General features: G+C 33.3%; 25 protein-coding genes and 1 other RNA gene. 11 read left to right on the plus strand and 15 right to left on the minus strand.

The features are described 5' to 3' along the window. Positions 1-125: 125 nt before the first annotated feature. Complete coding sequence (locus M9897_05870) at positions 126-713, minus strand: hypothetical protein (protein ID MCO5268402.1); 588 nt, start codon at positions 711-713, stop codon at positions 126-128. A 145-nt stretch (positions 714-858) separates the two neighbouring features. Next, complete coding sequence (locus M9897_05875; protein MCO5268403.1) at positions 859-1704, minus strand: hypothetical protein; 846 nt, start codon at positions 1702-1704, stop codon at positions 859-861. Positions 1705-1788: 84 nt separating this feature from the next. Between M9897_05875 and M9897_05880 the strand changes: the two genes are divergently transcribed. Beyond that, the gene (locus M9897_05880; protein MCO5268404.1) at positions 1789-3573 is read left to right on the plus strand and encodes a PDZ domain-containing protein; all 1785 of its coding nucleotides are present in this window, start codon (positions 1789-1791) and stop codon (positions 3571-3573) included. 8 nt (positions 3574-3581) lie between these two features. Here the strand turns inward: M9897_05880 and M9897_05885 are convergent, their stop codons facing one another. From M9897_05885 to M9897_05900, 4 genes are read right to left on the minus strand one after another with little or no spacing between them, the layout of a single operon-like run. Continuing rightward, positions 3582-4721 carry a cysteine desulfurase gene (locus tag M9897_05885; GenBank protein MCO5268405.1) on the minus strand — a complete coding sequence of 380 codons (1140 nt, stop codon included), beginning with the start codon at positions 4719-4721 and terminating at the stop codon, positions 3582-3584. 11 nt (positions 4722-4732) lie between these two features. After that, entirely contained in the window at positions 4733-6136 is a 1404-nt protein-coding gene (glmM, locus tag M9897_05890; protein ID MCO5268406.1) for a phosphoglucosamine mutase, read from the minus strand. A gap of 11 nt (positions 6137-6147) precedes the next feature. Continuing rightward, on the minus strand, positions 6148-6636 hold the full coding sequence (gene ribH, locus M9897_05895; protein ID MCO5268407.1) for a 6,7-dimethyl-8-ribityllumazine synthase: 489 nt from the start codon (positions 6634-6636) through the stop codon (positions 6148-6150). Continuing rightward, on the minus strand, positions 6636-7277 hold the full coding sequence (locus M9897_05900; GenBank protein MCO5268408.1) for a tetratricopeptide repeat protein: 642 nt from the start codon (positions 7275-7277) through the stop codon (positions 6636-6638). The genes ribH and M9897_05900 overlap by 1 nt, the downstream gene beginning before the upstream one ends. A gap of 183 nt (positions 7278-7460) precedes the next feature. On the opposite strand from M9897_05900, the gene recF reads away from it, so the two are divergent. After that, positions 7461-8531: a DNA replication and repair protein RecF gene (recF, locus tag M9897_05905; protein MCO5268409.1), complete on the plus strand. Its 1071-nt coding sequence runs from the start codon at positions 7461-7463 to the stop codon at positions 8529-8531. Continuing rightward, complete coding sequence (locus M9897_05910) at positions 8528-8830, plus strand: DUF721 domain-containing protein (protein MCO5268410.1); 303 nt, start codon at positions 8528-8530, stop codon at positions 8828-8830. Before recF ends, M9897_05910 begins: the two co-directional genes overlap by 4 nt. 1 nt (position 8831) lies before the next feature. On the opposite strand, the gene M9897_05915 is transcribed toward M9897_05910, so the two are convergent. Both M9897_05915 and M9897_05920 read right to left on the minus strand, forming a co-directional pair. After that, on the minus strand, positions 8832-9716 hold the full coding sequence (locus tag M9897_05915) for a hypothetical protein (protein ID MCO5268411.1): 885 nt from the start codon (positions 9714-9716) through the stop codon (positions 8832-8834). Between the two features lie 187 nt (positions 9717-9903). Continuing rightward, positions 9904-10551: a YigZ family protein gene (locus M9897_05920; protein ID MCO5268412.1), complete on the minus strand. Its 648-nt coding sequence runs from the start codon at positions 10549-10551 to the stop codon at positions 9904-9906. Between the two features lie 13 nt (positions 10552-10564). On the opposite strand from M9897_05920, the gene M9897_05925 reads away from it, so the two are divergent. Next, positions 10565-11074 carry a hypothetical protein gene (locus tag M9897_05925; GenBank protein ID MCO5268413.1) on the plus strand — a complete coding sequence of 170 codons (510 nt, stop codon included), beginning with the start codon at positions 10565-10567 and terminating at the stop codon, positions 11072-11074. A gap of 1 nt (position 11075) precedes the next feature. Beyond that, positions 11076-12143: a bifunctional 3-deoxy-7-phosphoheptulonate synthase/chorismate mutase type II gene (locus tag M9897_05930; protein MCO5268414.1), complete on the plus strand. Its 1068-nt coding sequence runs from the start codon at positions 11076-11078 to the stop codon at positions 12141-12143. A 1-nt stretch (position 12144) separates the two neighbouring features. Here M9897_05930 and M9897_05935 read toward each other — a convergent pair whose 3' ends face one another. Next, positions 12145-12906, minus strand: a complete 762-nt coding sequence (locus M9897_05935) for a hypothetical protein (protein ID MCO5268415.1) — start codon at positions 12904-12906, stop codon at positions 12145-12147. A gap of 92 nt (positions 12907-12998) precedes the next feature. Between M9897_05935 and M9897_05940 the strand changes: the two genes are divergently transcribed. The 3 genes from M9897_05940 to M9897_05950 all read left to right on the plus strand — a co-directional run bounded on the left by M9897_05940 (position 12999) and on the right by M9897_05950 (position 18351). Next, entirely contained in the window at positions 12999-15878 is a 2880-nt protein-coding gene (locus M9897_05940; protein MCO5268416.1) for a hypothetical protein, read from the plus strand. A gap of 137 nt (positions 15879-16015) precedes the next feature. Beyond that, positions 16016-17236 (plus strand): sensor histidine kinase, encoded by a 1221-nt coding sequence (locus M9897_05945; protein MCO5268417.1) that lies wholly within the window; start codon positions 16016-16018, stop codon positions 17234-17236. Positions 17237-17286: 50 nt separating this feature from the next. Continuing rightward, the gene (locus M9897_05950) at positions 17287-18351 is read left to right on the plus strand and encodes a VOC family protein (protein ID MCO5268418.1); all 1065 of its coding nucleotides are present in this window, start codon (positions 17287-17289) and stop codon (positions 18349-18351) included. 1 nt (position 18352) lies between these two features. On the opposite strand, the gene M9897_05955 is transcribed toward M9897_05950, so the two are convergent. After that, on the minus strand, positions 18353-18799 hold the full coding sequence (locus M9897_05955) for a DUF255 domain-containing protein (GenBank protein MCO5268419.1): 447 nt from the start codon (positions 18797-18799) through the stop codon (positions 18353-18355). Positions 18800-19361: 562 nt separating this feature from the next. Between M9897_05955 and M9897_05960 the strand changes: the two genes are divergently transcribed. From M9897_05960 to M9897_05970, 3 genes are all read left to right on the plus strand, one after another. After that, positions 19362-20432 (plus strand): CAP domain-containing protein, encoded by a 1071-nt coding sequence (locus M9897_05960; protein ID MCO5268420.1) that lies wholly within the window; start codon positions 19362-19364, stop codon positions 20430-20432. Positions 20433-20555: 123 nt separating this feature from the next. Then, a complete protein-coding gene (locus tag M9897_05965; protein MCO5268421.1) occupies positions 20556-21617 on the plus strand; it encodes a DUF4249 domain-containing protein in 1062 nt (353 codons plus the stop codon). Positions 21618-21827: 210 nt separating this feature from the next. Beyond that, complete coding sequence (locus M9897_05970; GenBank protein ID MCO5268422.1) at positions 21828-22400, plus strand: sigma-70 family RNA polymerase sigma factor; 573 nt, start codon at positions 21828-21830, stop codon at positions 22398-22400. On the opposite strand, the gene M9897_05975 is transcribed toward M9897_05970, so the two are convergent. The 5 genes from M9897_05975 to M9897_05995 form a co-directional block, all read right to left on the minus strand. Continuing rightward, positions 22401-23006 carry a hypothetical protein gene (locus tag M9897_05975; protein ID MCO5268423.1) on the minus strand — a complete coding sequence of 202 codons (606 nt, stop codon included), beginning with the start codon at positions 23004-23006 and terminating at the stop codon, positions 22401-22403. 3 nt (positions 23007-23009) lie between these two features. Then, positions 23010-24029 carry an aminotransferase class I/II-fold pyridoxal phosphate-dependent enzyme gene (locus tag M9897_05980; protein ID MCO5268424.1) on the minus strand — a complete coding sequence of 340 codons (1020 nt, stop codon included), beginning with the start codon at positions 24027-24029 and terminating at the stop codon, positions 23010-23012. Positions 24030-24031: 2 nt separating this feature from the next. Beyond that, positions 24032-24673, minus strand: a complete 642-nt coding sequence (locus M9897_05985) for a class I SAM-dependent methyltransferase (protein ID MCO5268425.1) — start codon at positions 24671-24673, stop codon at positions 24032-24034. A gap of 16 nt (positions 24674-24689) precedes the next feature. Then, an RNA gene (gene rnpB, locus M9897_05990) (RNase P RNA component class A) lies at positions 24690-25061 on the minus strand. Between the two features lie 16 nt (positions 25062-25077). Beyond that, entirely contained in the window at positions 25078-26184 is a 1107-nt protein-coding gene (locus M9897_05995; protein ID MCO5268426.1) for a T9SS type A sorting domain-containing protein, read from the minus strand. Between the last annotated feature and the right edge of the window lie 11 nt (positions 26185-26195).

Here is a 26195-nt window from a genome sequence, read left to right on the forward strand (position 1 = left end):
ATTACAATCTATAATATAGTAGAAATTATTGATCTTATTTATCTTTTGTAAATGTACAACGGGTTAACTATAATAAAAAAGAGGCTGTCTTGATCCAAGACAGCCTCTTTTTTATTATAAGTTTATTACTTTGCTTTCTTATCGATAAATTTAACAAAGGCAGCACCACCTTGAGCAAATGCTTCAGCAATACGATTGTTTGTTACTGGAATACCAACAGGGTAAATATCACCTACAGCACCAATACAAGAAATAGTTGTTACAACATTACTTGGATTTGCTGTTTCAACAAATACGAAATTACAGTTTAATTTAGAAGGTTCTTTCATAACCCCACCAAACCAACCTGGATAAATCCATTGTGGTTTAACAATTAAAGTGTATTTTGAATCAGCATCTGCGCTATATTTACGGATTTTGCTATGTTTTCCAGCAGCAGCAAAAAATTTATCTGGGCATCTAACATCTTTAGTCTTTTGCCATTCTTCTTTAATAGTGTTTATATCTTCTGCATCTTTCTTCTCAATTCTACGTTGGATGTATTTCTCCTCAGACATATTTTCTTTGTAATATTTTACTTCAGAAAAATCGAATTCAACTTTGAAATTCTTTTCACTAACAAGTGGTGTCAAGCTTCCTGAGATAACTTTAAATTTTTGTCCAAAGACAAATAAAGGTGCTATAAAAAGCAATGATAATAAGATTTTTTTCATAAAGGTTAAATTTTTAGAATTTATAATAATTGTAAATTTATAATTTTTTTTGAAAGAAGAACGTCTTTCATAAAAAATACGACAGATGACGTATGAAAGAATGATGCCAAAATGTACCGGTAGGAACAAACGAGCAAACTACCTTCTATTTTACAACAATCACAAGATATCTAGAGATTTTCCAAAACTTAGAAGGATCTAAAATGATTAACTTGTTTCCATCCCATTGATAGCTTGATGTTGGATGATCTGTAATGATTTCTGGTTTTTTACCAATAATTGTGAGTTGTTTTACTTTTGTTTTATCTAATTTTTGAAAATATCCTTCATTAAATTCTTCAGCTACGTTTGTTTTTTTACCTATCCCAATGAATCCTTTTTCTCTTACGATGACATTATTCTCAACTAATTCATTCATTGTTCCATATGCATAGAAAACTTCATTCATCTCCTTCATCACATCTAAGGCTAATTCCACTTGTTCTTGATATTCATCAAATAATGCAGCATACTCCATGTTTAAGTCAGCTAATTCAATTTTAAGGTTATTAATTTCCTTATTCTTCTCCTGAATATCTACAGTTAATCTATCAACCATACTCTGTAATTCCTTGATTTTAATGTTTTGAGAAGCTAATTGATTTTTTAATGCTTTAATACTTTTAGCATTTTCATTTCGTAAAAAGTTAATGTTTTGAATTTCCTGTAATATCCAATCTTGATCCTCTTTAGATAACTCAGGGTTAGAGCTTTTTACTCGAATTTCTTCTTCTTTTAGGTTAATGCGAAGGAGGTTTTCTTGAATCTCATTAAAAAAAGAAATAGCTTCATTAATAACTGAATCTTTGTGTTTATTTTCTAATTCTAATTGTGCTACTTTATTCTGTAACTCAATAAATTCTTTGTCGGATGTATTATCCCCCCCGTTATGGTTTTCTGTTTTACAAGCAAAAAGCAAAGTGAATAATGTCAGAGCATATAGATATTTCATAGAATAAATATTGTTATTAATAGATACAAATTTACTATTTTCTTTTTCTTAATTGTATCTTTGGTAAAATTCTATAATAAAAATATGAAATTTCTGGGACTACTATTAACTCTTTGTATTAGCATTTCAATTTATGGACAACAAATTTTTCACGAAATTTCTATGCCCAATCCAGAAACGCATTATTTCCATATTCAAACGACACTAAATAACTTTAAAGAGAAGAAAATCACTTTAGTGATGCCTGTATGGTCCCCAGGATCTTATTTAATTCGTGAATACCCAAAAAATGTAAATCTTGTTCGTGCATTTGATGAAAATAATCATTCTTTGAATGTAAAGAAGGTTTCAAAAAATAAATGGGAAATTGAAAAAGGGAATGCCAAGAAAGTTATTGTAAAATATGAATCTTATGCATTTAATTTAGGCGTACGAACTGCTTTTCTAGATAAAACACATGGTTTTTTTAATGGAACAAATGTATTTACATTCCCTGAAGGGTATAAACATCTTGGAGGTCAAGTAAAGGTCATTCCTCATGCCGATTTTGCAACTATTTCAGCTCCTCTAAAAATAGCAGGCGATGGCGTGTCAACCGATAGTGGTGCAAAAACGTTTTTGTTTTCTGATTTTGATGAATTAGCTGATTCACCTTTTGAAGTTGGAAATCAAGTAGTTTTTCATTTTGATGCTGCTGGTGTAAAACATACGGTTGCCATGTACGGTGAAGGGAATTATGACATCGAAATATTGAAAAAGGATATGGCAAGAGTTGTAGAGGCTGCGACAACTATTTTTGGTCAGAATCCAAATAAAGAATATTTGTTTATTGTACATAATACGGATGATGGTGATGGTGGACTTGAACATATGAATTCTACTACGTTAAACGTTAGTAAATGGATATATAGCAAAGAAAAATATCGTGGTTTTTTATCTTTAGTTGCACATGAATATTTCCATGTTTGGAATGTTAAACGACTACGACCTTGTGCCTTGGTTGACATTGATTATAGCAATGAAAATTATACCGATTTATTATGGGTAATGGAGGGATTTACTTCATATTATAGTGAAATTATCTTGTTGAGAGCAGGTTACCATACACAAGAAAGTTATCTAACTAAACTACAAGGTACTTTAAATTATGTGGAAGGCACTCCAGGAAATAAGGTTCAACCAGTAAGTCATTCTTCATATGATGCGTGGATTAAGTCGTATAGACCTAATGAAAATAGTAGAAATACAGAAGTCTCTTATTACTCAAAAGGTGGCTTGATTGGAGCGGTATTAGATGCTATGATTATTGAAAAATATAATGGAAAAAAGGATTTGTCCGATTTCATGCAACTTCTTTATCAGAAATACTATGCAACAAAGAATGTTGGATTCACACAAACTCAATTTAAGGAGGAATTGAGTAAGTTTTTAGGGAAAAATATGGATGATTTCTTTATAAAATATATAGATGGGGTGGAAACAATACCTTATGAAGATTTCATGAGACCTCTTGGGTTATTCATTGAAAGAATTGATGAGGTTAATCAAAGTATTGGGATAGGATATTCTATAAGAAGTGGAAGAGTAGTGATAACTAGCGTACTAGCAGGAAGTGAAGCAGAAAAAGCAGGATTATCTGTGGATGACGAAATTATTGCTTTCAATGGATACCGTGTGAATGATAGTAACTTATCAGGTTTTCTAGCTGATTTGTCAGTAGGTCAACCTTTTAAATTATGGATAGCTAGGGGAGAGAGAATGATGGAAATAACGAATATAAAAATGGGTACAACTACTAGGTCTCGTTATCACTTTACTTATGAAGGAAATAAATTAGGAGCATTTTGGCTCAGAGAAATGGGGAAGTAGTATCTTACTTATTTTTCTTCGTAAATTTCTTTTAATACACCGATTGCATAATCAATTTCTTCTGTAGTATTGTATCTAGAGAAAGAGAAACGTACATTAGGTTTTGTCATATCGGCTTTGATTCCGGCTAATACATGTGATCCTATATTGCTACCCGATGCACAAGCAGATCCTCCTGAAGCGGCTACTCCTTTCAAATCTAGGGTGAATAACAGCATGGATGCTTTTGATGTTTCAGGTAAACATACATTTAAAACGGTATATAAGCTATTTGCTGGCGTAATATCACCGTGAAAGCCAACTCCTTTGATGTGTAGTTTTAATTGTTCAATCATGTAGGATTTGAGTCCTTGAATATAATTCGCATGTTTTTCTAAGTCTTGATAAGCTAACTCCATAGCTTTTGCTAAGCCGACAATTCCATATAAATTTTCTGTACCAGCACGTAAACCACGCTCTTGAGAACCACCTAAAATTAAAGGAGAGCCTTTTACATGACTGTTTATATACAGAAAACCAACTCCTTTTGGACCATGAAATTTATGAGCTGCACATGTAATAAAGTCAATATACGTTTTTTGTAAATCAAACCGATAATGCGCCATAGATTGCACAGTATCAGAATGAAAATAAGCATGATGTTGCTGACAAAGAAGGCTTACATTTTCTAGAGGGAGCAAATTGCCTATTTCATTATTTCCATGCATTAATGAAACAAGTGTTTTTTTACGCTCATCTTGAAGCAATTCTTCCAAATGAGATAAATCTACATGTCCATTTGGGGTGAGACGAACAAAAACTAATTCTACATGACTTGTATGATGCACATGTTCTGCGGAATGGGTTACCGCGTGGTGTTCAATAGATGAAGTGATAATTCTTTCAACGCCTAATTGATTTACAGCAATATTGAATACCATGTTATCAGCTTCTGATCCACCTGAAGTGAAGATGATTTCAGAAGGCTTGGCTTGTAAGAATCCTGCTACCTTTCTTCGCGCAGTTTCAAGGATTCCTTTTGCTTGTCGACCAAAAGCATGCGTAGAGGATGGATTACCAAATTCATTTTGCAAACAAGGAATCATTTCCTCTAATACTTCAGGGGCAAGGGGAGTAGTTGCAGCATTATCTAAATAAACACTTTTCATAGTCAACTCTTCTATGATTCACATGACTCATGCATTAATTTCTTGATTTCACAGATGATATTTTCAGCTAGAGTATTAGCTTTTACTTCATCTTTACTTTCTGCATAAATTCTAATGATAGGTTCTGTATTACTTTTCCTTAGGTGAACCCATTCTTTTTCAAAATATATTTTTACACCATCTGCTGTATCAATTTCATTTTTCGCATATTTCTTCTGTATATCAGAAAGAATTTTATCTACGTCTGTTTCTGGTGTTAATTCAATCTTATTCTTAGAAATCACATATTTTGGATAAGAATCTCTTAACTGGCTAACTTTCTTACCTGATTTTGCTAAATGGGTTAAAAACAAAGCGATTCCCACCAAAGCATCTCTTCCGTAATGTAATTCAGGGAGAATAACGCCTCCATTTCCTTCCCCGCCAATTACAGCGTTGATTTCTTTCATTTTGGTTACTACATTTACTTCACCAACAGCTGATGCAGCATATTGGTATCCATGTCCTTCTGTGATATCTCGCAAAGCTCTGGTAGAGGAAAGGTTGGAAACAGTTGCCCCACCTTTTTGACTTAAAATATAATCAGCTACAGCAACTAAGGTATATTCTTCCCCAAACATAGAACCATCCTCACACACTAAAGCCAACCGATCTACGTCGGGATCGACAGAAATTCCAAGATTTGCTTTGTTTTCAACGACAGAAGAGGATAATTCAACTAGGTGGTTGGGAAGTGGTTCAGGATTATGCGCAAAGATACCAGTAGGCTCACAATTTAGTCCTATTACTTTCGATAGTCCTAATGCATTTAACAATAAAGGAACGGCAATTCCCCCTGTTGAATTTACAGCGTCCACTACAATGCTGAAATCGGCTTTTTCAATAGCTTCTTTGTCCACATAAGGCAAACTTAAAATAGTTTCAATATGTTTGTGGATATAATCGTGATCTTGTGTGATTTTACCGAGTTTGTCAACATCTATAAAATCAAATTCTTCTTTTTCAGCAATTTCAAGTACGCGTTTTCCGTCTGTATCTGAAATAAATTCACCCAGATTATTTAATAATTTTAGCGCATTCCATTCTTTTGGATTATGACTTGCAGTAATAATAATCCCTCCATGTGTCTTTTCAGTGATTACAGCCATTTCAACTGTAGGAGTGGTAGAAAGACCCAAGTCAAGTACGCTAATTCCTAAGCTTCTTAGGGTTGAGATTACTAAGTTACTTACAATTGACCCAGATAAACGAGCATCTCTTCCGATAACTACTTTTAATTGACGTGCATTATTAATTTCTTGTAGCCATGTTCCGTAGGCAGCGGCAAATTTAACCACGTCCACAGGGGAAAGTCCTTCACCTACCTTCCCACCAATGGTTCCTCGGATACCAGATATAGATTTGATTAGGGTCATTTCTTAAATTTTTATATTGTTTTTTTTAAATGAATCATTTTGATACAAGCCACAGCAGCTTCAGTTCCTTTGTTACCATATTTCCCACCTGATCTGTCGATAGCTTGCTGTAAAGTATTATCAGTTAGGACACAGAAAATAGCAGGTTTATTGAATTTTAGGGCGACATCTTTAATTCCTAAGGCAGTTCCCTGACAAACAAAATCGAAATGTTTGGTTTCACCTTGAATAACAGAACCTATGGCTATTACTCCATCAATTTCTATCTTTTCTAGTAACCATTGAGAGGCTAGAGGTAGTTCATACGCTCCTGGAACGTATTTTACAGTGATATTTTTCGCTTTTACTCCGTTCTCTAAAAGTGTTTCTTGCGCTCCTTTTAGAAGATTAAAAGTAATATTATCGTTCCATTCTGAAACAACAATGCCGACTTTGAAATCGGCACCGTTTGGAATAGTATTTTTATCGTATTGAGATAGATTCTTATTTGCTGTTGCCATTATTCTACGATTGAGTTTTCGGCTCTTGTGATATATTTTTCAATTTGTTTTTGATTCGCAAAAGTCAAATACTTGTTCTTAATAATACGGTAATATTCTGCCGCTTTTTGGTAATCACCTGCTTCTTCGGCATTTAGTCCAGCTTTAAAGTAAAATACAGGAGTAGTTGCATCATTTTCAACTCTTTCAGCTGCTTCAATATACTTTTTAACAGCATTTTTGTAATCTCCTAATTCTGAGTAGCAATCTCCTTGTGTACCAATCGCTAAAGTCATTAAATACGTATCGTCAATTTTAACTTTCTTCAACTCGTTTAATGCTTCTTCATATTTCCCTTGCTCAAAATAAAGGTTTCCCAATGCATAGCTAGAAATTTTTCCACCTGCATAGCCTTTGTATTCTTTTGCAAGATATTCAAACTCATCAATAGCAGCTTGGGTAGAATCTTTTTCCATATACATGATTCCGTCTGCTATTTCAGCTTTAGACGCTTCGTTCTTAGGACCAGAAATAAACTTCTGGTAGGCAAGTACTACTAGCACGATAAGAACAGCTGCTCCTACAGCATAGGTTGAGATTTTTAAAATCTTATTTCCTTTAAATTGTTCTAATAATTCTTCTTTTGTAATGTAATCACTCATAATTAGCAAATTTCAAGTTGCAAAAATAAGTTTTTTTTTAATCTAAAACTAAGATTTTATAAAAAGTAAATTGTTAAGAAGTATTTTTCTTATTTCTTTCTTACATTTTCGTATCTTTACAACGTGGACAAGCATCAATATTTATCAAAATTAAGCTTAGTAAATTTTAAAAATTACAAGCAATTGGATATCATATTATCACCCGATATCAATTGTTTTATTGGTGCTAATGGTGTAGGAAAAACCAATATTTTGGATGCCTTATATTATTTGAGTATGTGTCGTTCTTATCTAAATCCAATTGACTCTCAGAACATTCAATTTGATGAAGGCTTTTTCATGATCCAAGGAACTTGGCAAAATGAAGAGCGTACTGATACTATTTATTGTGGTGTAAAACGAGGCCAGAAAAAAGTTTTTAGCAAGAATAAAGTAGCCTATGAAAAACTGTCAGATCATATTGGTAGTTATCCTTGCGTAATGATTTCTCCGTATGATCGTGATTTAATTACAGAAGGAAGTGAGGAACGTAGAAAATGGCTTGATAGTATTATTTCTCAATTCGATCGTGATTTCTTGAATGATTTAATTAAATATAACAAGGTATTAGAACAACGGAATGCCTTACTTAAAAACATGTTTAATAGAGGCTTTTTTGAACTTGAAGATATAAGTGTTTGGGATGAGCAATTGGTAACAATAGGTTGCCGAATCTATCAGAAACGTGCGCAAATGATGGTTGATTTTATTCCTATCTTTCAAAAATACTATCAATGGCTTTCGAATGATAGAGAAGTGGTAGACTTGAATTATCGTTCTCAATTGTCGGAAGGAGATTTTTCCGATTTGTTAGCTCAAGCTCAGTTTTTAGATCGACAAAGAGGAAATACTTCGGTGGGACCGCATAAAGATGATTTTATTTTCACAATCAACGGTCAGCATATTAAAAAGTTTGGCTCTCAAGGACAGCAGAAATCGTATTTAATTTCTTTACGCTTAGCTCAATATGAGTGGCTCTTAGAAAACCTCAAGAAAAAACCTGTCTTACTATTAGATGATATTTTTGATAAATTAGATAATAGTAGGGTAGAGCGTTTGATGCAAATGGTGCATAATCAACGTTTTGGTCAGGTTCTAATTACAGATACTGATAAAGATAGAATTGCTTCAATCTTTGAGAATAATGGAATACCATATAAAGCTTTTTATGTCAATCAAAACACTATTGTGGAAGAAAATGAAATCGCAGTATGAATGAGAAAGAACGATTCCAAGAGGATACTAATTTAGAAAAAATTATTTCCAAAATGTTTAAAGCATGGGGCTTGGCTCCTAAGATGAAAGAATTGGATGTCGTTGCTGCGTGGCCTGAACTCATGGGGAAAGGAGTGGCACATCGAACTCAGGAAATTTATATTCGAAATAAAATACTTCACCTCAAAATGAATTCATCTGTAATGCGTGATGAATTGGTATATGGAAGAAGTGTGATTATTCAACGGATTAATGAATATGCTGGAGAAGAAGTAATTGTAGATGTCTGGTTTGAGTAGATTATACCACTTCGAGTGGCTGATATTTCCATCTTCTATGTGACCAAAGCCAATATTGAGGTTCTTTTCGAATGACTTCTTCTAAATATTGAGAATGTTTATTTGTTATAAAACCTTCAACTTCGTTTTCAGGATGTTCAGTAATTAGGGAGAATTCTACTTCATAGAAACCTCTCTTTTTCTTATAAATAGTTCCAAAAACAACCGCTTGTTGGTGCTTAGTGGCTAATTTCTCACCTCCAGGCATCCATCCAGTTTGTTGATTGAGAAAAGTATTCCAATGAGCATGCTGCACATCACGTGGTGACTGGTCGTTGATAACTACGCTTAATGTGGGTGGCATAGACTCTTTTTCATTTAGAAAACGAGGAAATTCTCGTATGCTAAGCATTTTTAATCCAAAACGTTGACGAGAGTTTAAAATTTTCTTGTCATAAAAGTCATTTTTTAAAGGTTGATATACAGCTACGGTTTTGTGTTTCATCTGTTGTGCTAATCCTACAGCATAATATTCCCAGTTGTTGTAATGCCCGCATAAAATCATAACATCTCTTCCTTCATCATAATATTTGTTGACCAATTCAGGATTAATGATATTACATCTTTTTCTAATTTCTTTATCGGAAATAGTCAATGACTTTGCACTCTCTACTAAAAAATCTGCAAAGTGCTTATAAAAACCTTCTTCAATCTTTTTTAATCTCTCTTCAGGGAATTCAGGAAAAGAATTTTTTAGGTTTTCACGAACAACTTTTTTTCTGTAACCAACTATGTAATAGGTAAGTATGTAAACAATGTCAGAGATGATATAGAGTGCCCAAAAGGGTAAAAGCGATATTGGCATCGCGATACAGTAATATACAAAGGCACTTAAAAATCTAGTCATCTTTTGAAATAATGTCCAAAAATAGTTTTTAAAATGTAATAATTACGGAATTATCACATTTGTTTTATAGTAATTTTATCACTCTAGTTCATTTTTCTTTTTGTAATAAATCTATAAATATTTAATTGTTAGTTTTCTACCAAGATTAACGCTTGTTTTTTTTAAAACGTATAAAATGTTAAATAAATTATACGTAAGAAGATTTTCTTATTGAAAGTGTTGAGAAAGATTCGAGTTTATTAAGTAAGGTAGGGCTTATCGTTATAGGAGATTCGATAAGTAAGGTGCAGTCTCCTTCAAAATTTTGTTGAAGAATAGCGATATCTGATTCCTTAATTACACTCATGATAAATGGCATTTCTTCATAAGAGAAACTGAGTTCAAATATATCTTTTACTATAGAAGTTATGATTTCTCCTTGTTCGAGTGCCTCTCTAGCAGCTGTACGGTAAGCATTGATAAGTCCACCAACACCTAATTTCACTCCGCCATAATAACGGACAACCCCAATAAGCACGTTGGTTAGCTCAAATGACTGAATCTGACCTAAGATAGGCGGTCCAGCACTATTAGAGGGTTCGCCATCGTCATTGGCACGATAAATCTCCATATTAGCTCCAAATCGATATGCATAGCAAAGATGTCTAGCTTGAAAATGTTCTTTGCGCCATTTTTCTAAAAATTCTTTTGCTTGGATTTCGGTGGAGCATGGAACGGCAATACCTATAAACTTAGAACCTTTTTCTTTATAGATTCCTCCGGATTGTGCTTTTAAAGTTTTGTATGTTGTTGGTAAATTCAGTACTTTTGGTTTTTTACAAATATACGAAAACATTAATTTGAGTTGGATGAAAACTAAAATCCTATTATATGCTTTAATCTCTATAGGTTTACTTTCTTGCAAAAAAGAACAATCTTGTAATGATGGGATTTTTGATTCAAAAAAGGAGGAGAAAACGGATTGTGGAGGTGTGTGTCCGCCTTGTAATTATAAACCAACCGTGATTGAAAATTACGTAAGCGTAAAAATAAAAGGTAAATTGGTTTCTTTTTCTGATATTCAACTGATTAAATCTCCTGAATGGAAATTGCGCTTTAAGAATGATACAATTGATATTCGTTTAAATCTTGGTGCAGGAGATTCTTTAGGAGGAAGACCTATAGATACGCTTGATACGTATGGAGTGGTTAAAAATGCCTCTTATGCAAAATATGTTTCGGGTCTTGTTTTATTTACTGAAATAGATCATACTAAAAATACAATTTCGGGATATTTTCAAGCAACCATGGCTACTACGTATAATACGTGGGATACTTTGTATTTAACTGGAGGAGAGTTTAAAAAAGTAAAGTGGTAACATGGAATTAGATATTAAGCAACTTAAAAAACCCTTTCTGATTGCTGGACCTTGTAGTGTGGAAAGTGAGGAGCAAGTATTTACAATTGCCCAAGAGTTAAAAAGGGAATGTGCACCGGCTTTATTACGAGGTGGTATTTGGAAGCCTAGAACACGTCCTAATTCATTTGAAGGTGTGGGAGCAATAGGTTTACCTTGGTTAGTGAATGCGGGGAAATCGGTTAATATTCCTGTTGCCACGGAAGTAGCAAATGCAAAGCATGTTGAAGAAGCCTTAAAGGCTGGAGTTAATGTTTTATGGATTGGAGCGCGAACCACGGCTAACCCTTTTGCTGTACAAGATATAGCTGATGCGCTAAAAGGAGTGAAGATGACTATTATGGTGAAAAACCCTATTAATCCGGATTTAATGTTGTGGTTAGGGGCTTTCGAACGACTTGAAAATGCAGGAATAACTAGCCTTATAGCTATACACCGTGGTTTTTCTGTATATAATCATCCTCAGTACAGAAACGTCCCAAACTGGGCAATTCCGATTGCTTTAAAGGAAGAGAGATCGGATATTCCTATTATTGGAGACCCAAGTCATATTTCAGGAAAACGCGAAGGCCTATTTTCATTAGCGCAAAAAGCACTTGATTTGAATTATGCTGGTTTAATGCTTGAAGTACACAATACTCCTGAAAAAGCTTGGTCAGATGCTCAACAACAAATTACTCCTGCAGCATATAAAGAACTAATTCAAAACTTGATTCTTCGAAGTGAATTTATTCAACAAAAAGAAGAGAGTAGTATCCAGAATGCACGTAAACGTATTGCAGCAATTGATGACCAATTATTTTCTTTATTAAAGGATAGGATGAAGATTGCAGAAGAAATAGGTGCCTATAAAAAAGATCATCAAATTACAATTTTGCAGACGGAACAGTGGAAAAATATATTGGAAACACGATTGAGTAATGCAAAATCATTAGGTTTGTCCGAAGAGTTTATGAAAGAGATTCTAGATGCTATTCACGAAGAATCTATTCGTCATCAAACGGAAGTGATGAATAGAAAAGAGAGTTGATTTACAAATAAATCTCTATCCCACAATTTAAACCTACAGCCCAAGATTTACGAATATAAGGTCCTTGCTTTACATAGTTATTATTTAATTGTCGGCTGGCCTCTCCCATGATAAATACTCCCGCATTTTTCCCTATTTTAAATTGAACTCCTAGGTCAACTACGGCATCTATTAAGATAAAATTGAATTTATCACGGATAATGAATTTTTCCGTTTGCTCATTCTTATATTTATCAAAAGTGGTTAATTCTCTTTTCATGGATAAGAAAGCCCTTGGTATAATTCCTGCACCCGCATAGAGTTTGATATTTTCCCCATAGGTGTATGCAATTTTTAAAGGAACAGCAATGTGGCGGTATGAGTTTGTGTATTTATAGAGTGAATCACTACTAGCATAAGAAAAACGTTCTTTATTGGATGAATATCCAATGCCGATATCTAATTTAAAGGATTTAGAGAGAGGATTGCGAACGCCTAAAAAATATCCTGTTGTCCAAACTCCTTTTTCATCGGATTTCATGCCAAGAGGTTCTCCAAATAAACCTTCATTTACTTTAAGTGTTCGGTATGTATAAGAAGGGGTAAAGCCGACATATAATTCAATACCAGATTTCTCTCGTTTCACTTTTTCTTTCTTTACTTTAACAGATTTTTCACTTTTTGACGTTTCTTCTTGTACGGGAGATGAATTACCTTCTGTAATGATCTGAGAAAAAGACGAAAATGAAATTAAAAATAGGGTAATTATAGAAATATATTTCATAAAAAATTGAACTCTTTAATGTTTGAATTGTAAAATCAATTAATTTAGCTAAATAACGTATTATTTATTATAAAATTTCAAATCACAAATTTATGACTTCACAGGGAGAAAAAAAGAAAAAATCAATTATTGGTCGAATTTTAAAGTACACTGGTATTTTCTTGGTTGTGTTAATCGGGATTATTATTGCTATTCCATTCTTTTTTAAAGATAAATTAAAGGATTTGGCATTAGCAGAAGCGAATAAAATGCTAAAGGCAGAAGTAGCCGTAGGTGATTTTGATTTAACTATCTTTTCTACTTTCCCAAAATTGAAATTACAATTCGATAATGTCTCCATTATAGGTAAAGATGATTTTGAAGGTATTAAATTAGTAGATTTAAAATCATTAGAAGCTAAATTAGATTTTTGGAGTGTTGTTAAAATGGATGACATTAGTGTACGTTCTATTCGCCTAATTGAACCAAATATAAACGTACAGATTTTACCTTCAGGTGTTGCTAACTACGATATAGTAAAGTCAGATGAAGAATTAAAAGAAGAAGAAGCGACCGAATCTTCTCCATTTAAATTTTCTTTAGAATATTATGAAATCAAAGATGGTAATATCATTTTTAATGATAGAGCTTCTAACTTATACGCTGAGATTAAGAATTTAAATCATTCCGGAAAAGGAGATTTGACAGCAGATGTGATTGACTTTAAAACACTAACATCTATTGATGAACTTACTTTCAAAATGGATAACATGAGTTACTTAAACAAAGTGAAAACGAACCTGGATATGAATCTGTTAATGGAGTTTAAAGATGAAAGTAGTAAATTTACATTGAAAGAAAATACATTGTCTTTAAATGCTTTAAATCTGTCTTTTGATGGATTTTATGAAATGTTAGAAGATTATGACAATATAGATTTAAAATTAAATGCTGATAAAACAAGTTTTAAAGAATTATTGTCTCTAATTCCAACCTTTTATCTAACAGGATATGAAAGTATGGTAGCTAAAGGTAATTTGAGTTTGGATGCCTTTGTTAAAGGGAAAATGGATGAAGATAATTTGCCAGCTTGGGATGTGAATTTGAAAGTAACAGATGCGTCTATAAAATATCCTGATATGCCAGCAAATATCAATAATGTTCAAATTGTAGCTGGGTCAAAATTTCCTGGAGGTACTGATTTAGATAAAATGACTATTGATGTGGATCAGCTAAAAGCAAGTTTTGTAGGTAATACGATAGATGCAAATTTCTATATGAAAAACCCTTTAACAGACCCATTTATGAAGTCTAAAATTGATGCGAAAATTGATTTGACCACCATTAAACAAGTGTATCCTATGGAGGAAACTCAACAGTTAAATGGAAAACTCACATCTAACTTGGCTTTAGAAGGAAGAATGTCTGCTATTGAAAAAGAACAATACGATAAATTTAAGGCAGAAGGAACACTTCAATTAAAAGAATTTAGATATACATCTGCTGATTTACCAGCTCCTGTAGATATTGCAGACATGCTATTTGAGTTCTCACCTCAACAATTAAAACTAGCCAATTTAGATGCTACCATGGGAAAAAGTGATTTTAAGATGAGTGGGAACGTAGAGAATTATATGGCTTACATTTTTAAAGGAGAGGAATTGAAAGGTTTGTTTAATTATCATTCTAATGTACTGGATTTAGATGAAATTCTACCTGCTTCTGAAGAAACTGAAACTACTGAGGAATCGGTAGCCCAAACTACCGGAAGTGATGAGCCAATCAGTATTCCTGATAAAATTGATTTTACGTTGCTAACTACAGTGGATAAAGCTAAATACAACGGGATTGATGTGGATAATGTCAAAGGTAAGGTGATGTTGAAGAATCAAGAAGCAAATCTGGAAAACCTTTCCATGAATGCAATGGGAGGAAGTATTGGTTTGAGTGGTAAATTCAACACGCAAGATGCCCAAAATCCAAATATGGAGTTTAGTTACAGTCTAAAAGAATTAGATATTCAGCAATTAGCTAATAATTTCTTGACTATTGATAAGTTGGCTCCTATTGCTAAATACGTGAAAGGTTCGATCTCTTCTGACTTTACCATGAATACGAAATTGACTCCATCTCTTGATTTAGTGTATAATTCACTCAATGGAAATGGTTCTTTTTTCTCTAGTAAAATTCAAGTTTCTGATTTTAAACCGTTGGATAAATTGGCAGATGCTCTTCAAATGAATAAGTTAAAAAGTCAAACTTTGGAGAATATTAAAGCAACATTTGAATTTACAGATGGAAAAGTATTTGTGAAACCATTTAATGTTAAAATGGGTAAAATTAATACAGTAATAGGAGGTAACACTTCTTTAAATCAAGATATTGATTATGAGATAAAGATGGAAATCCCCAAAAGCGAAATTCCAGGTTCTGTAATGAAGGTGGCCGAACAAGCAATTGCTCAAGCGAAGAAAATTCCATTCTTTGAAATAAAGGAATTACCTGAAAAAATCCCCGTAACAGCGCTGGTAACAAACACCATTACCGACCCAAAGATAAAGACGAATATGAAAGAGAAGTTGATGGAGATGGGTGGAGATATTAAAGATAATATCAAAAACTTAGTAGATGATAAGGTGAAAGAGGTGAAGGACACAGTGAAAGCGATTGTGGATGACAAAATCAATCAAGCGAAGGAAGAACTAGAAAAGCAGAAGCAGAAAATTATGGATGAGGCTCAAAAACAAGCCGATAATGTAAAAGCAGAAGCAAAAAAATTAGCAAATAAAACAAGGGATGAGGCAAACAAAAATGCACAGAAATTGATAACAGAGGCTGGTGCTAATCCTATCAAAAAGGCTGCTGCAGAAGTAACAGCCAAACAACTTAGAGATGAAGGAGAAAAATCAGCCAAAAAGATTGAAAATGAAGCTCAGAAACAAGCTGATGATATTATGAAGAAAGCACAAGAAGAGGCAGATAAACTAAAATAACTTTCTGATTACTCCGTATATTTATGTATCTTATCTAGAGTTTAAGATGGTTTATCTAATTATTTGATATATGGATAAATTGACTTATTATTTACTCATAATAATTTTACATCTTTGAATCGCAAATGCTAAAATGAATGAAACACATAAAAGAAGTTAAATTAAATTTTTCCGAATACCAGGAACTCGCAAAGTTCAATTTTGTGATGCGAATTCTAATTATGTGTTCTGCTATTATTTTCATTCTCTCCATTTTTTCATATATTATTGATTCTCAGTTTTTCGAATTTTATCTCGGAGGATTTTTTGTTCTTTTAATGGCTATGATACTGTTGAGGATATATGGAAGACGAAGAAGAGCTATGTATAAGTATATTCTAGGAGCTTTGTTTATAGCCATAATGGTTCTTTTAACTTTTTCTATTTTTACCGTGAAAGGTACTACGCATTTTATGGAGTCCTTTTGGATGTTGATTATTATTATTGCTTCTTTCTTTATTTTGGGCAATTTCTGGGGCTTCCTTTATGCTATTTCTAGTTTAATTGTATATTCAATATATTACTTATTCTTCTTTAAAGATAATTTAGATATTAACTTGCTTTTGAATATTGATACTATAATTCGAAATGCAATAGAATATTCTACCGCTTTATTAATTGTGGCGTATGTGATGTTCGAGTATGGCAGATTAAATAAATATGCATTAATCTATGCAGAGAAGGCATTAGAAGAATTAAAATCAGAAAAAATTACAGTAGAAAATCAGAATATTGAAAAGACATTTCTGTTACAAGAGATTCACCATCGTGTGAAAAATAACCTCCAGATTATTGTGAGTCTGCTTAGATTGCAGTCAAATGATTTGGAGACAGAAGAAGCTAGAAATAGTTACCAAGACACCATTAATCGCATCATGTCAATGTCGTTGATACATCAAAAACTATATGAAAAAGAATCATTTATTCAGATAGACTTGGTTGATTATATCAATAGCTTAATTGAAACTTTAATTTCAACTTATTCAACAGACAAGAAAGTAACATTTCAAGTAGAATCAGAATTACATAGTGTTCAGTTAAATAGAATACCATCTCTAGGACTCATTATAAATGAGTTGGTGACAAATTCCTTAAAGCATGCATTCACTACTGATGGGCATATATTTATAAAAATTAATAAAGGTAAGGAGCAGGTATTCTATCTAAACTATTCAGATAATGGGACTTGGAAGGAAGCTCCTAGAAACAATTCATTTGGCATAAAATTGATAGATATCTTTACCGAACAGTTAGATGGCGAATATAAAAGAGAATCTAACGAGAATGGTACAATCTATTCGTTTGTTCTGAAGAACTAATTCACGTCATTTCCAAAAGTATATTAACTTTGTCCATTCAAAATATTGATATGGGAAAAATAATTTGTGGTATTCAACAAATGGGAATAGGTGTTCCTAACGTACAAGAAATATGGAAATGGTATCGTAAGTTTTTCGGAGTTGATGTACGAATTTTTGAGGAGGCAGCAGAAGCGCCACTTATGACGAGATATACAGGAGGAGTTGTTCATTCGCGTACCGCTACACTTGCGCTTTCTATGGAAGGTGGAGGCGGTTTTGAAATTTGGCAATTTACAAGTCGCCCTACTAATAAAGCAGATTTTCAAATTCAATTAGGTGATTATGGTTTATATATTTGCCGAATCAAATCAAGAGATGTGAAAGCGTCTTTTGAGTATATGAAGCAAAATGGAGCTAAATTACTAGGAGATTTGAAAACTACTCCACATGGAGAACCTCACTTTTTTGTAGAAGATCCCAATGGCAATATTTTTAATGTTGTTCAAGAATTCACAGTATTTCAGAAAACTAAATTCCCAGGCATGACAGGCGGTGTTGCTGGTGCCATGATAGGAGTGAGTGATATTGAGAAATCGATAAAATTATATGCAGATGTTTTGGGTTATTCTAAAATTGAATACGATGTAACAGATACATTTGATTGCTTTTCAGGATTACCTATGGGTGATAAGAAAGTGAGACGTGTTTTATTGGCACATCCAGAAACACGTAAGGGACCATTTGCACCTTTGTTGGGACCTACAAAAATTGAATTGATTCAAGCTATTGAGCGTACGGATTGTAAGAAAATATTCCAAGATCGTTTCTGGGGAGATTGGGGATTCATTCACCTTTGTTTTGATGTCCGAAATATGGATGCTCTTCAAAAAGAATGTGAAGCAGCTGGTTTTCCATTCACTGTGGATTCAGGTGCCACTTTTGACATGGGAGAAGCTGGAGGTAGATTCTCTTATATTGAAGACCCAGATGGAGCATGGATAGAGTTTGTAGAAACTCATAAAGTTCCTGTCATGAAAAAGCTAGGTTGGTATATTAATCTAAAGAACAGAAAACCCGAGAAGTCTTTACCAATATGGATGCTAAAAGCTATGGGAATGAATAGAGTAAAATAGGTTATTTTATCTCTTTTACTTTAGCAAGCAAGTCTTTTCCTTTATAATATCCTAAGATGGTAGTATTTAAAGTGCCATCACTATTAACAAATAGTAAGCAGGGGTGTGCCCTTACATTAAATCGTCGTGCGATATCTGGTCCATTGGCATCTTTTTCTACTTCCACCTGCATATTGATAAAATGGCTGTTGAAATATTTTGCAACCTCAGCATCTTTATAGGTTGTGCTCTGCATCATTTTACATGGTTGACACCAGTCTGTGTATGCATATAAGAAGATCTTTTTATTTTCTTTCTTAGCTAGTTTAATGGCTTCATCTAAGCTTATCTTGCGAAAGATAATTTCTTGTGTGTTGTCGTTTAATACTTCGTTTTGTGTTGGTTTTAATAAGGTAAATGAGCATAGAATAAAGGTTATTGCTATGAATCCTAAAAAATATTTTTTCATCTTAAAACAATTTGAATTTATTAATAACATGCAAATTAGTTTGTTTGATACAATTTTCAAAGATTCTTTGAAAGAATGTCTGTCATTTTATGACAAACTCAAAATATGTAAAAAAAATAGAATCCATCGTGCATTTAGAATTAAATACAGAGTGTGGTGTCAGTCTTCGATACCCTTCGGCATGCTCAGGACATGCAATTTTCTCCTATCGTCGAAAACCACTCAGTCTGACAATTCATCCGGTTGTCAGTCCGAGTGGTTTTTCGCAGAAAAAATGTATCGAGGGGTGACAATGAATAGATGGGAAAGGCGGTCGGCTTTGCCGACCGAAAGTGGCCCCCTTACAATTGTCACCCCGAGAACCAAAGTTCTCGAGGTCTATTCTTTTAATAAATCCTATTGCTTATATTTTTACAAATTCAATACAATCCATATATAGTTGAAATTATTTATTTTTTATAAATACACAATAGTTAAATAGAAGAAGAACAATCACAATCAAGCGACTAGAATAAAATGGACTCATATTTGCATAATAGGATATGTTATAAAGATGCTAACCATGAAAAAAATAAAAGTATTTATAGCCTGCGTATTCTTGATACATTCATTATGCTTGTTTTCCCAGTCAACAGGTAAAGCACTTGAGGTATATAGTCTAATCAATGAAGCGAGAAGCAATCCCCAAGCCTTTTTGGCTAAATATAAGGAAGAGATCAATACCTACAAACCCCAACTCATTCCTCTTTTGGAAAAATCAAAATCGGTTAAGTTGGTGATATGGGATAAAGACCTAGCTTTAAACTGTAAGCAAACAATTGATGGATCATTAAACCCTATTTATGCAGGAAAAAACAAGATGTGTGGTTTTTCTTCGGGTAATGGAAGTGGATATTATAATTCAACAGCTTTATATTTTGTGTGTGATTCCTACACTCATTTATTGGATGAGGATGATGCCTATTTTGGCTTTTATATTAATTCTAAGGGGTATGCTTTCATATGGGGAAAGTCATGTGAAACAAAAAAATACGAATTTGAATGGAATGTGACGATAGATAGTTCTTTGGTTGATTTTAAATTAATAAATACCGCAGCAAATGAACCCGGACTTAATGCTATGGATAAGGAAATGATTAAGGAATTAAACTTTGTGAGACAATATCCTCAAGTTTATGCTGGCATTGTTGCTCGCTATTTAGTTGATGAATCCAATCGAAATGGTTTATCAAAAGCAACTTATGATGCAGGAAATGAATTAATTGAAGAATTAAAAGTAATGCAACCTGCTTCATTACTTCTACCTAATAGATGTTTGTATGATGCTGCCAAAAAACATGGTGAAGACTGTAAAAGAAGAGGGTTTTCTGATCATACTGGATCTGATGGTAGCAGCCCTTTTACTCGAATTTCTAAATTTTGTGATGGTTTATCAGGAAATGAAAATATTGTAGGAGGAAGAAAAAATGCTAGGGCTTTAGTAATTCAATTATTGATTGATAGCGGAATTAGTAGTAGGGGACATCGTTATAACATGCTTAATCCTGAATGGAGTTATGTAGGTTGTTATGGCTATGAAGGTGGAGGTATGTATAATTATATTCAGAATTTTGCAAGTTCCGGTAAAAAATAATGAATTCCCAAGCGTATCCAAATGTTATTTGTCTTTTTGACATATCATAAAAATGTTAAAAAAGGCCTTAAATAGGATAAAAACAATATTATTTAGTTAGTTTTACGTCTTTAAAGAAAATATATGTTGAAAAAGATATGCTTACTGATTCTTGGAATTGTATGTTTAGTTGGATGTAAAACTAAATTTAGTGTTAATGGTGAATATGTTGAGAAAGCTGTTGTACACTTCTTATTAGATCAAGGAGAAGAATATCATTTTTTAAAGTTAAACCGAACTTTCTTGAAAGAAGGGAATGCAATGGAATTCGCTAAGGAACCTGAATTATCTTACTTTGATAATGTGGTAGCTGTTGTGAAAGAGATTAAAAACGGAGTGGTTTCACGAACATGGACATTGAAAGATACTACAATTACTAATAAGGAAAGTGGAGCCTTCTATGCACCTGAACAAAAACTATATTATTTTAAATCTAATAATCTAGATGATAATGCTATTTATCGTTTAGAGATAGATGTTGATAATGGAAATCATAAAATTACAGGACAAACTAAATTAGTGAAGGGGATTTCTATTAAATATCCACAGCCTAATCAATCATTTAACTTTGCAGATAACAATGTAGAACAAAACGGATATAAAGGAACACCGATTAGCTTCAATAAATCTGCAGATGGAGCTCTGTATAAGATGCAGCTAAAAATTTATTATAAAGAATATAATTTGAGTGGGGATGAGGATAAAACACTTTTATGGGATTTAGGAACTGTAAAAAATGAAGATTTATCGGGTGCAAATCCTACTATCGTAGCAGAAGGGAAAGGTTTTTACGAGTATTTAAGTAAAAAAATACCAAATGATCCTAACGTTTATAGACGTACATTAACAGCCATGGAAATTATTCTAACTGCGGGGGCTCCTGACTTATATACATATATGTTAACAAATGAACCAACTTCTTCTTTGGCTCAAACTAAACCAACTTTCTCTAATGTTGATGGAGCATTAGGTATTTTCTCTTCACGTGTAACTATAAAACAATTCAAGCCTGTGTATATTGCACCACAGACAAGATGTTTAAATATGAACTCTACGAAGGAATTGTGTCAAGGAAGTTATACTCAGAATCTGAATTTCTGTAGTGATATTCCTTTAGACAATTCGTATTCTTTCTTCTGTAACTAAAATTCTTTAGTATATTTTATATTTTCTGGTATAGTCTAAATCTTTATTTAGCCGACTAATATTTGCTATTAGTCTAAAAAAATAGTTTTTTCAAAATAAAAAAAATATACTTACGTTCAAACTATAAATCATAAACCAACATTGTTTTAACGGCACAATTCATGTTAAACCCTTTGTGTGCATGTTAAATCAATAATAAACTCTAAAACCATGAAGGCTATAAACCCTGTGTATCACCATACTGTTCAGATGCTAGATAAAGAGCAAGAGTGGGTGAGATTGGCTAAAGAAAGCCCTAGTAATTTTGCTCCGTTGTATGTAAAGTACTATGCTCAAATTCATCGGTATGTGTTGCAGCAAACGAATAATTCTCAGTTAGCTGGAGATATTACATCTCAAATCTTTATTAAGGCAATTAAAAATATTAGTCGTTACGAATTCAGAGGCTTGCCTTTGGCATCTTGGTTATATCGTATTGCAAAAAGCGAGGTTAATCAAATGTATCGTGAGATTAAGCCAATAAAAATTATTAGCATTGACGATGTACAGGTGTATACTGTTATGCAAGTATTTGAAGAAGAGACCAGTGTGTTGAATAAGAATAAGTTATTTCAGTCTTTAGCTAAATTAAAGGAAAATGATTTAGAGTTAATTAAGTTGAGATTCTTTGAGAACTATTCTTTTAAAGAAATAGGAGAAATATTGAAAATCACAGAGAATAATGCTAAGGTGAAAACATTTCGGGCACTCCATAAATTGAAAGAATTATTTTATGTAGGCTAGCTATCTAGTAGGGATAATCCATTTCATTTTTCCACGGATTGATTGTGAAATTAAATAGTTGAATGGGAGAGAATCATGTTGAAACACGGCCTTTTCCCATGACTTTCTATCAACAATATTGTTGCTTTCTAAAAAATAAATAGATTGGTTGCTTTGAGCTAGTAAAAAGGAATTTTTACTTCCATTTACTCTTTCCAATATGCGTATAGAGCGACAATCAGTATTGAAGCAATCCAACCAGTTAAAGAATGCATTCATGGATTTTGCGCTATCAGTATAATCCCATTGGAGAAAATGAAAAGCAATTGTGTCCAGAGTAAAGTAATATTCTTTCTTATTTGTATATCCCAACCGATTGGGAAGAAAAATAGCTTTATCATCTGTGAGAATATTTCTGTTGTTAAATTGAATATGGGGAAATGTAGTAGTTAATGTTTTTTGAAATTCATCTAAAGAATGGACTTCTTTATGTGTAGTATCTTCTTCATATACGTAATTACTTTGAGATTGAGGGAGTAAACTAGATGAATCAACTACAACGGATTCATTTTTTCCGCAAGAAAATAAGATTAAAAGAAAAAATAATATCAAGAATGTATGTTTCATGTCTTACAAATGCTTGAATTGTTCTAAAGTATAATCTACGGCAACAGGTGATATGTCCAAATGGGTTACTAATCTGATTCTTTGTGCACCAAACTCAGAAATAAGTACTCCTCTTTCTTTTAATGTATGCACTAGTTTTTTTGTTTCAACTGATTTAGTAATGTAGGCTACCACAATATTCGTATCCACGGAAAGTACTTTTTCTACCCAAGGTAAACTGCTTAATCCTTCTCCAAGAATACGCGCATGTTGGTGGTCTTCCTTAAGTCGCGCTATATTATTGTGTAGTGCATAGAGACCTCCAGCAGCAATAATTCCGGCTTGTCTCATTCCTCCTCCCATGACTTTACGTACACGTCTGGCTTTTTGAATAAATTCTGTAGAGCCAAGTAGGAGAGAGCCAACTGGAGCACCCAAGCCTTTAGAAAGACATACAGAGATAGTATCAAATTGACTAGCGTAGGTTGATGGCTCAATTCCGTTTTCAGTGAGTGCATTGAAAATACGTGCGCCATCTAAATGAAGGGGGATATGATGTTTTAAACAAACTTCCCTTATCCTTTTAATTTCTTCAAAATCATATTTAGCCCCGCCTCCACGATTCATGGTGTCTTCAATAGATACTAAAGCTGTCAAGGGGTAATGTGGATTACTACTATCTTTTATGTTTTTTTCTACGTTTGTTGCTGTGATTCTTCCTCTATCTCCTGGTAAAAGACAAACAGATGCGCCAGAGTTTTTAGCTATACCTCCTCCTTCATATAAAAAGATATGTGCTTCTTCCGAACATATCACCTCATCACCTGGCTTGCAATGGACATTGATTGCAATTTGATTTGTTTGTGTGCCTGAGGTGCAATAAAGGGCGGCTTCTTTGCCAAAATAATTTGCACTATATCTTTCTAATTCATTAACTGTAGGGTCTTCTTGAAAAACATCATCACCTACTTCGGCAGCTAACATAAAGGCTCTCATTTCTAGAGAAGGCTTTGTAACAGTATCTGATCGTAAATCTACTAACATGGCTACTTCTTTCGTATTATCATCAATCCATCTCTGATAGGTAGAAGAATATTTTCTACACGCTCATCTTGTTGGACAATTTTATTAAATTCTTTTAATATTTTAGTGTCTGAATCATTTGATTTCACTTCCTCCACAACTTTTCCTGACCATAGTATATTGTCAGCTATAATCACTCCACCAGAAGGTATGATATCAATTGCCAAATTATAATAATGAATATAATTTGCTTTGTCGGCATCGATAAAAACCAAATCAAATTGTTGTGAAAGTGTTGGGATAATCTCTAGGGCATTTCCAATTATAAGTTGAATTTTATCTGTCATCCCTGCTTTCTCAATATATTCTTGTATAAAATCTTCTAATTCGTAATTAACATCAAGGGTTATGAGTTGACCATCTTTCTGTAAACCTTCAGCCAAACAAAGTGCAGAATATCCTGTGTAAGTCCCAATTTCGAGGATGTTTTTTGGATGTATGAATTTACTAATCATACTTAACAAACGACCTTGATAATGTCCAGAAAGCATACGAGGGTTAGCAAGTCTCAGATGGGTTTTTCGATTTAATTCATATAAAACATCTGATTCTTTGGAAATATGTTCTTCGGTGTATTCTTCTATTTTTTCATCTATAAAACTCATGGCATAAAGATAAAATAAAAAAGGCAAACCATAAGCCGGGTTCTGTGTACTATTTTCATAGCAGTTTGTCATTTATCTAGTCCTGATGTCACCATCAGGATCAATCAACCTACCCTCCGAGTTGGACGAGCAGTCCTCAAGCCTCGGTTTACATGGTCTTTCAGCTCGTAAGGTTTACCGTGCCCCCGAATGTCGCCACCGGAGCGGTGAGCTCTTACCTCACCTTTTCACTATGACCTCAACATATACATGACGAGGCTACCTGTTTTCTGTGGCACTATCTGTTCCCGCAAATGCGAGACCTTCCCGTTAGGAAGTACGATGCTCTATGCTGCCCGGACTTTCCTCTCTTCCGTTTACACGGAACAGCGACAAACGGACTTGCCTTTTTGCAAAGATATAATTTATTCTATAACTATACGATGGTGAACAGTTCCCTTTTTTGTAATCACTTGCAATGTATATATTCCAGAGACAAGTTGACTCACATCCAAGGTGATTTCTTTTCCGGAACAGATTTTATCATATACAAACTCTCCTAGAGTATTTACGATAGAAACTTTCTCTAGCTCAGTAGCTGATGAAAGATTGATTATGTCATGAGTGGGATTTGGATATAAGCGAATATCCATGGTTTCATTGTTAACATGTAAATAGTTATTATTTAGATGTGATACTTTACGAGGAATTTCACTTCCAAAAACACCTTCTGTTTCAACTTTTAGGATAGGTCTTTTATAATCTTTACCCCACCATTCATATTCATTGATAACACGGTCGATGGGGAACCACATATCAGTAGAGCTATCTAATTTCAGGTTAACAGAATCTGTTTCAGTAATAGTGTGTTTAATGCGTACTACCTCAAAATTCCCATAGGGGGTAGCAAGAGTTCCGTATCCATCTACAACACTTATTTTTTGTCTATATTGAAGAATTTTAACTTGATCAATTATAGGAGCAAAAGAAAATTTAGTGTAAGCTCTTGACTCCATGGTGTCTCCATAAGTAAATGGCAGGTTGTATCCTAATTCTATTGTATCACTTTTGATACCAACACCTTGTCCAGCAACTTCGAGGCTATAACCAGGATATGTAATCTTGTCATTGGCGACTTTTATAATTCTATTAAATCCTTTTATTTCAAGTCCACCAGGCATGAAATTAGCTAATATCGTTCCAATTTGTTCTATAGGAAGACCGTTGTCATACGGTAAGAAATAACTAGATTTATATTTGGCTGGAGCTAAATTTCCAAAATATAAATTAACTAACACACCTCCTGTAGATATTTTTTTAGGAATTTCTTCTTCATAGCTTTCTTCTGTTAGATCCGTAAAGTCCCATGTCATATTTTCACCTGTAGCATGATAATCTAATGAGGGGAAAATAGAAATAAATACCCCCGCAGAATCTCCAAGAGCTATGAAGTCATCTTTATCGATACTGATTTGAGAATAAGATATATTACCTATAAAGATTATAGAGAGTAAAAGGAGTGTTGTTTTCATTTTTTGCATGT

Source organism: Brumimicrobium sp. (genome assembly GCA_023957385.1).
Taxonomy (GTDB): domain Bacteria; phylum Bacteroidota; class Bacteroidia; order Flavobacteriales_D; family Crocinitomicaceae; genus Brumimicrobium.

Bases quoted from the DNA above. Each gene is read 5' to 3' on its own strand.
- M9897_05960 (MCO5268420.1), top strand. From the start codon at position 19,362: ATGAAAAAAATAAAAGTATTTATAGCCTGCGTATTCTTGATACATTCA.
- M9897_05915 (MCO5268411.1), bottom strand. From the start codon at position 9,716: ATGACTAGATTTTTAAGTGCCTTTGTATATTACTGTATCGCGATGCCA.
- M9897_05935 (MCO5268415.1), bottom strand. From the start codon at position 12,906: ATGAAATATATTTCTATAATTACCCTATTTTTAATTTCATTTTCGTCT.
- M9897_05870 (MCO5268402.1), bottom strand. From the start codon at position 713: ATGAAAAAAATCTTATTATCATTGCTTTTTATAGCACCTTTATTTGTC.
- M9897_05945 (MCO5268417.1), top strand. From the start codon at position 16,016: ATGAAACACATAAAAGAAGTTAAATTAAATTTTTCCGAATACCAGGAA.
- M9897_05975 (MCO5268423.1), bottom strand. From the start codon at position 23,006: ATGAAACATACATTCTTGATATTATTTTTTCTTTTAATCTTATTTTCT.
- M9897_05885 (MCO5268405.1), bottom strand. From the start codon at position 4,721: ATGAAAAGTGTTTATTTAGATAATGCTGCAACTACTCCCCTTGCCCCT.
- M9897_05950 (MCO5268418.1), top strand. From the start codon at position 17,287: ATGGGAAAAATAATTTGTGGTATTCAACAAATGGGAATAGGTGTTCCT.
- M9897_05930 (MCO5268414.1), top strand. From the start codon at position 11,076: ATGGAATTAGATATTAAGCAACTTAAAAAACCCTTTCTGATTGCTGGA.
- M9897_05970 (MCO5268422.1), top strand. From the start codon at position 21,828: ATGAAGGCTATAAACCCTGTGTATCACCATACTGTTCAGATGCTAGAT.
- M9897_05965 (MCO5268421.1), top strand. From the start codon at position 20,556: ATGTTGAAAAAGATATGCTTACTGATTCTTGGAATTGTATGTTTAGTT.
- M9897_05875 (MCO5268403.1), bottom strand. From the start codon at position 1,704: ATGAAATATCTATATGCTCTGACATTATTCACTTTGCTTTTTGCTTGT.
- M9897_05985 (MCO5268425.1), bottom strand. From the start codon at position 24,673: ATGAGTTTTATAGATGAAAAAATAGAAGAATACACCGAAGAACATATT.
- M9897_05910 (MCO5268410.1), top strand. From the start codon at position 8,528: ATGAATGAGAAAGAACGATTCCAAGAGGATACTAATTTAGAAAAAATT.
- M9897_05940 (MCO5268416.1), top strand. From the start codon at position 12,999: ATGACTTCACAGGGAGAAAAAAAGAAAAAATCAATTATTGGTCGAATT.
- ribH (MCO5268407.1), bottom strand. From the start codon at position 6,636: ATGGCAACAGCAAATAAGAATCTATCTCAATACGATAAAAATACTATT.
- M9897_05880 (MCO5268404.1), top strand. From the start codon at position 1,789: ATGAAATTTCTGGGACTACTATTAACTCTTTGTATTAGCATTTCAATT.
- M9897_05955 (MCO5268419.1), bottom strand. From the start codon at position 18,799: ATGAAAAAATATTTTTTAGGATTCATAGCAATAACCTTTATTCTATGC.
- glmM (MCO5268406.1), bottom strand. From the start codon at position 6,136: ATGACCCTAATCAAATCTATATCTGGTATCCGAGGAACCATTGGTGGG.
- M9897_05995 (MCO5268426.1), bottom strand. From the start codon at position 26,184: ATGAAAACAACACTCCTTTTACTCTCTATAATCTTTATAGGTAATATA.
- M9897_05925 (MCO5268413.1), top strand. From the start codon at position 10,565: ATGAAAACTAAAATCCTATTATATGCTTTAATCTCTATAGGTTTACTT.
- M9897_05980 (MCO5268424.1), bottom strand. From the start codon at position 24,029: ATGTTAGTAGATTTACGATCAGATACTGTTACAAAGCCTTCTCTAGAA.
- M9897_05920 (MCO5268412.1), bottom strand. From the start codon at position 10,551: ATGTTTTCGTATATTTGTAAAAAACCAAAAGTACTGAATTTACCAACA.
- M9897_05900 (MCO5268408.1), bottom strand. From the start codon at position 7,277: ATGAGTGATTACATTACAAAAGAAGAATTATTAGAACAATTTAAAGGA.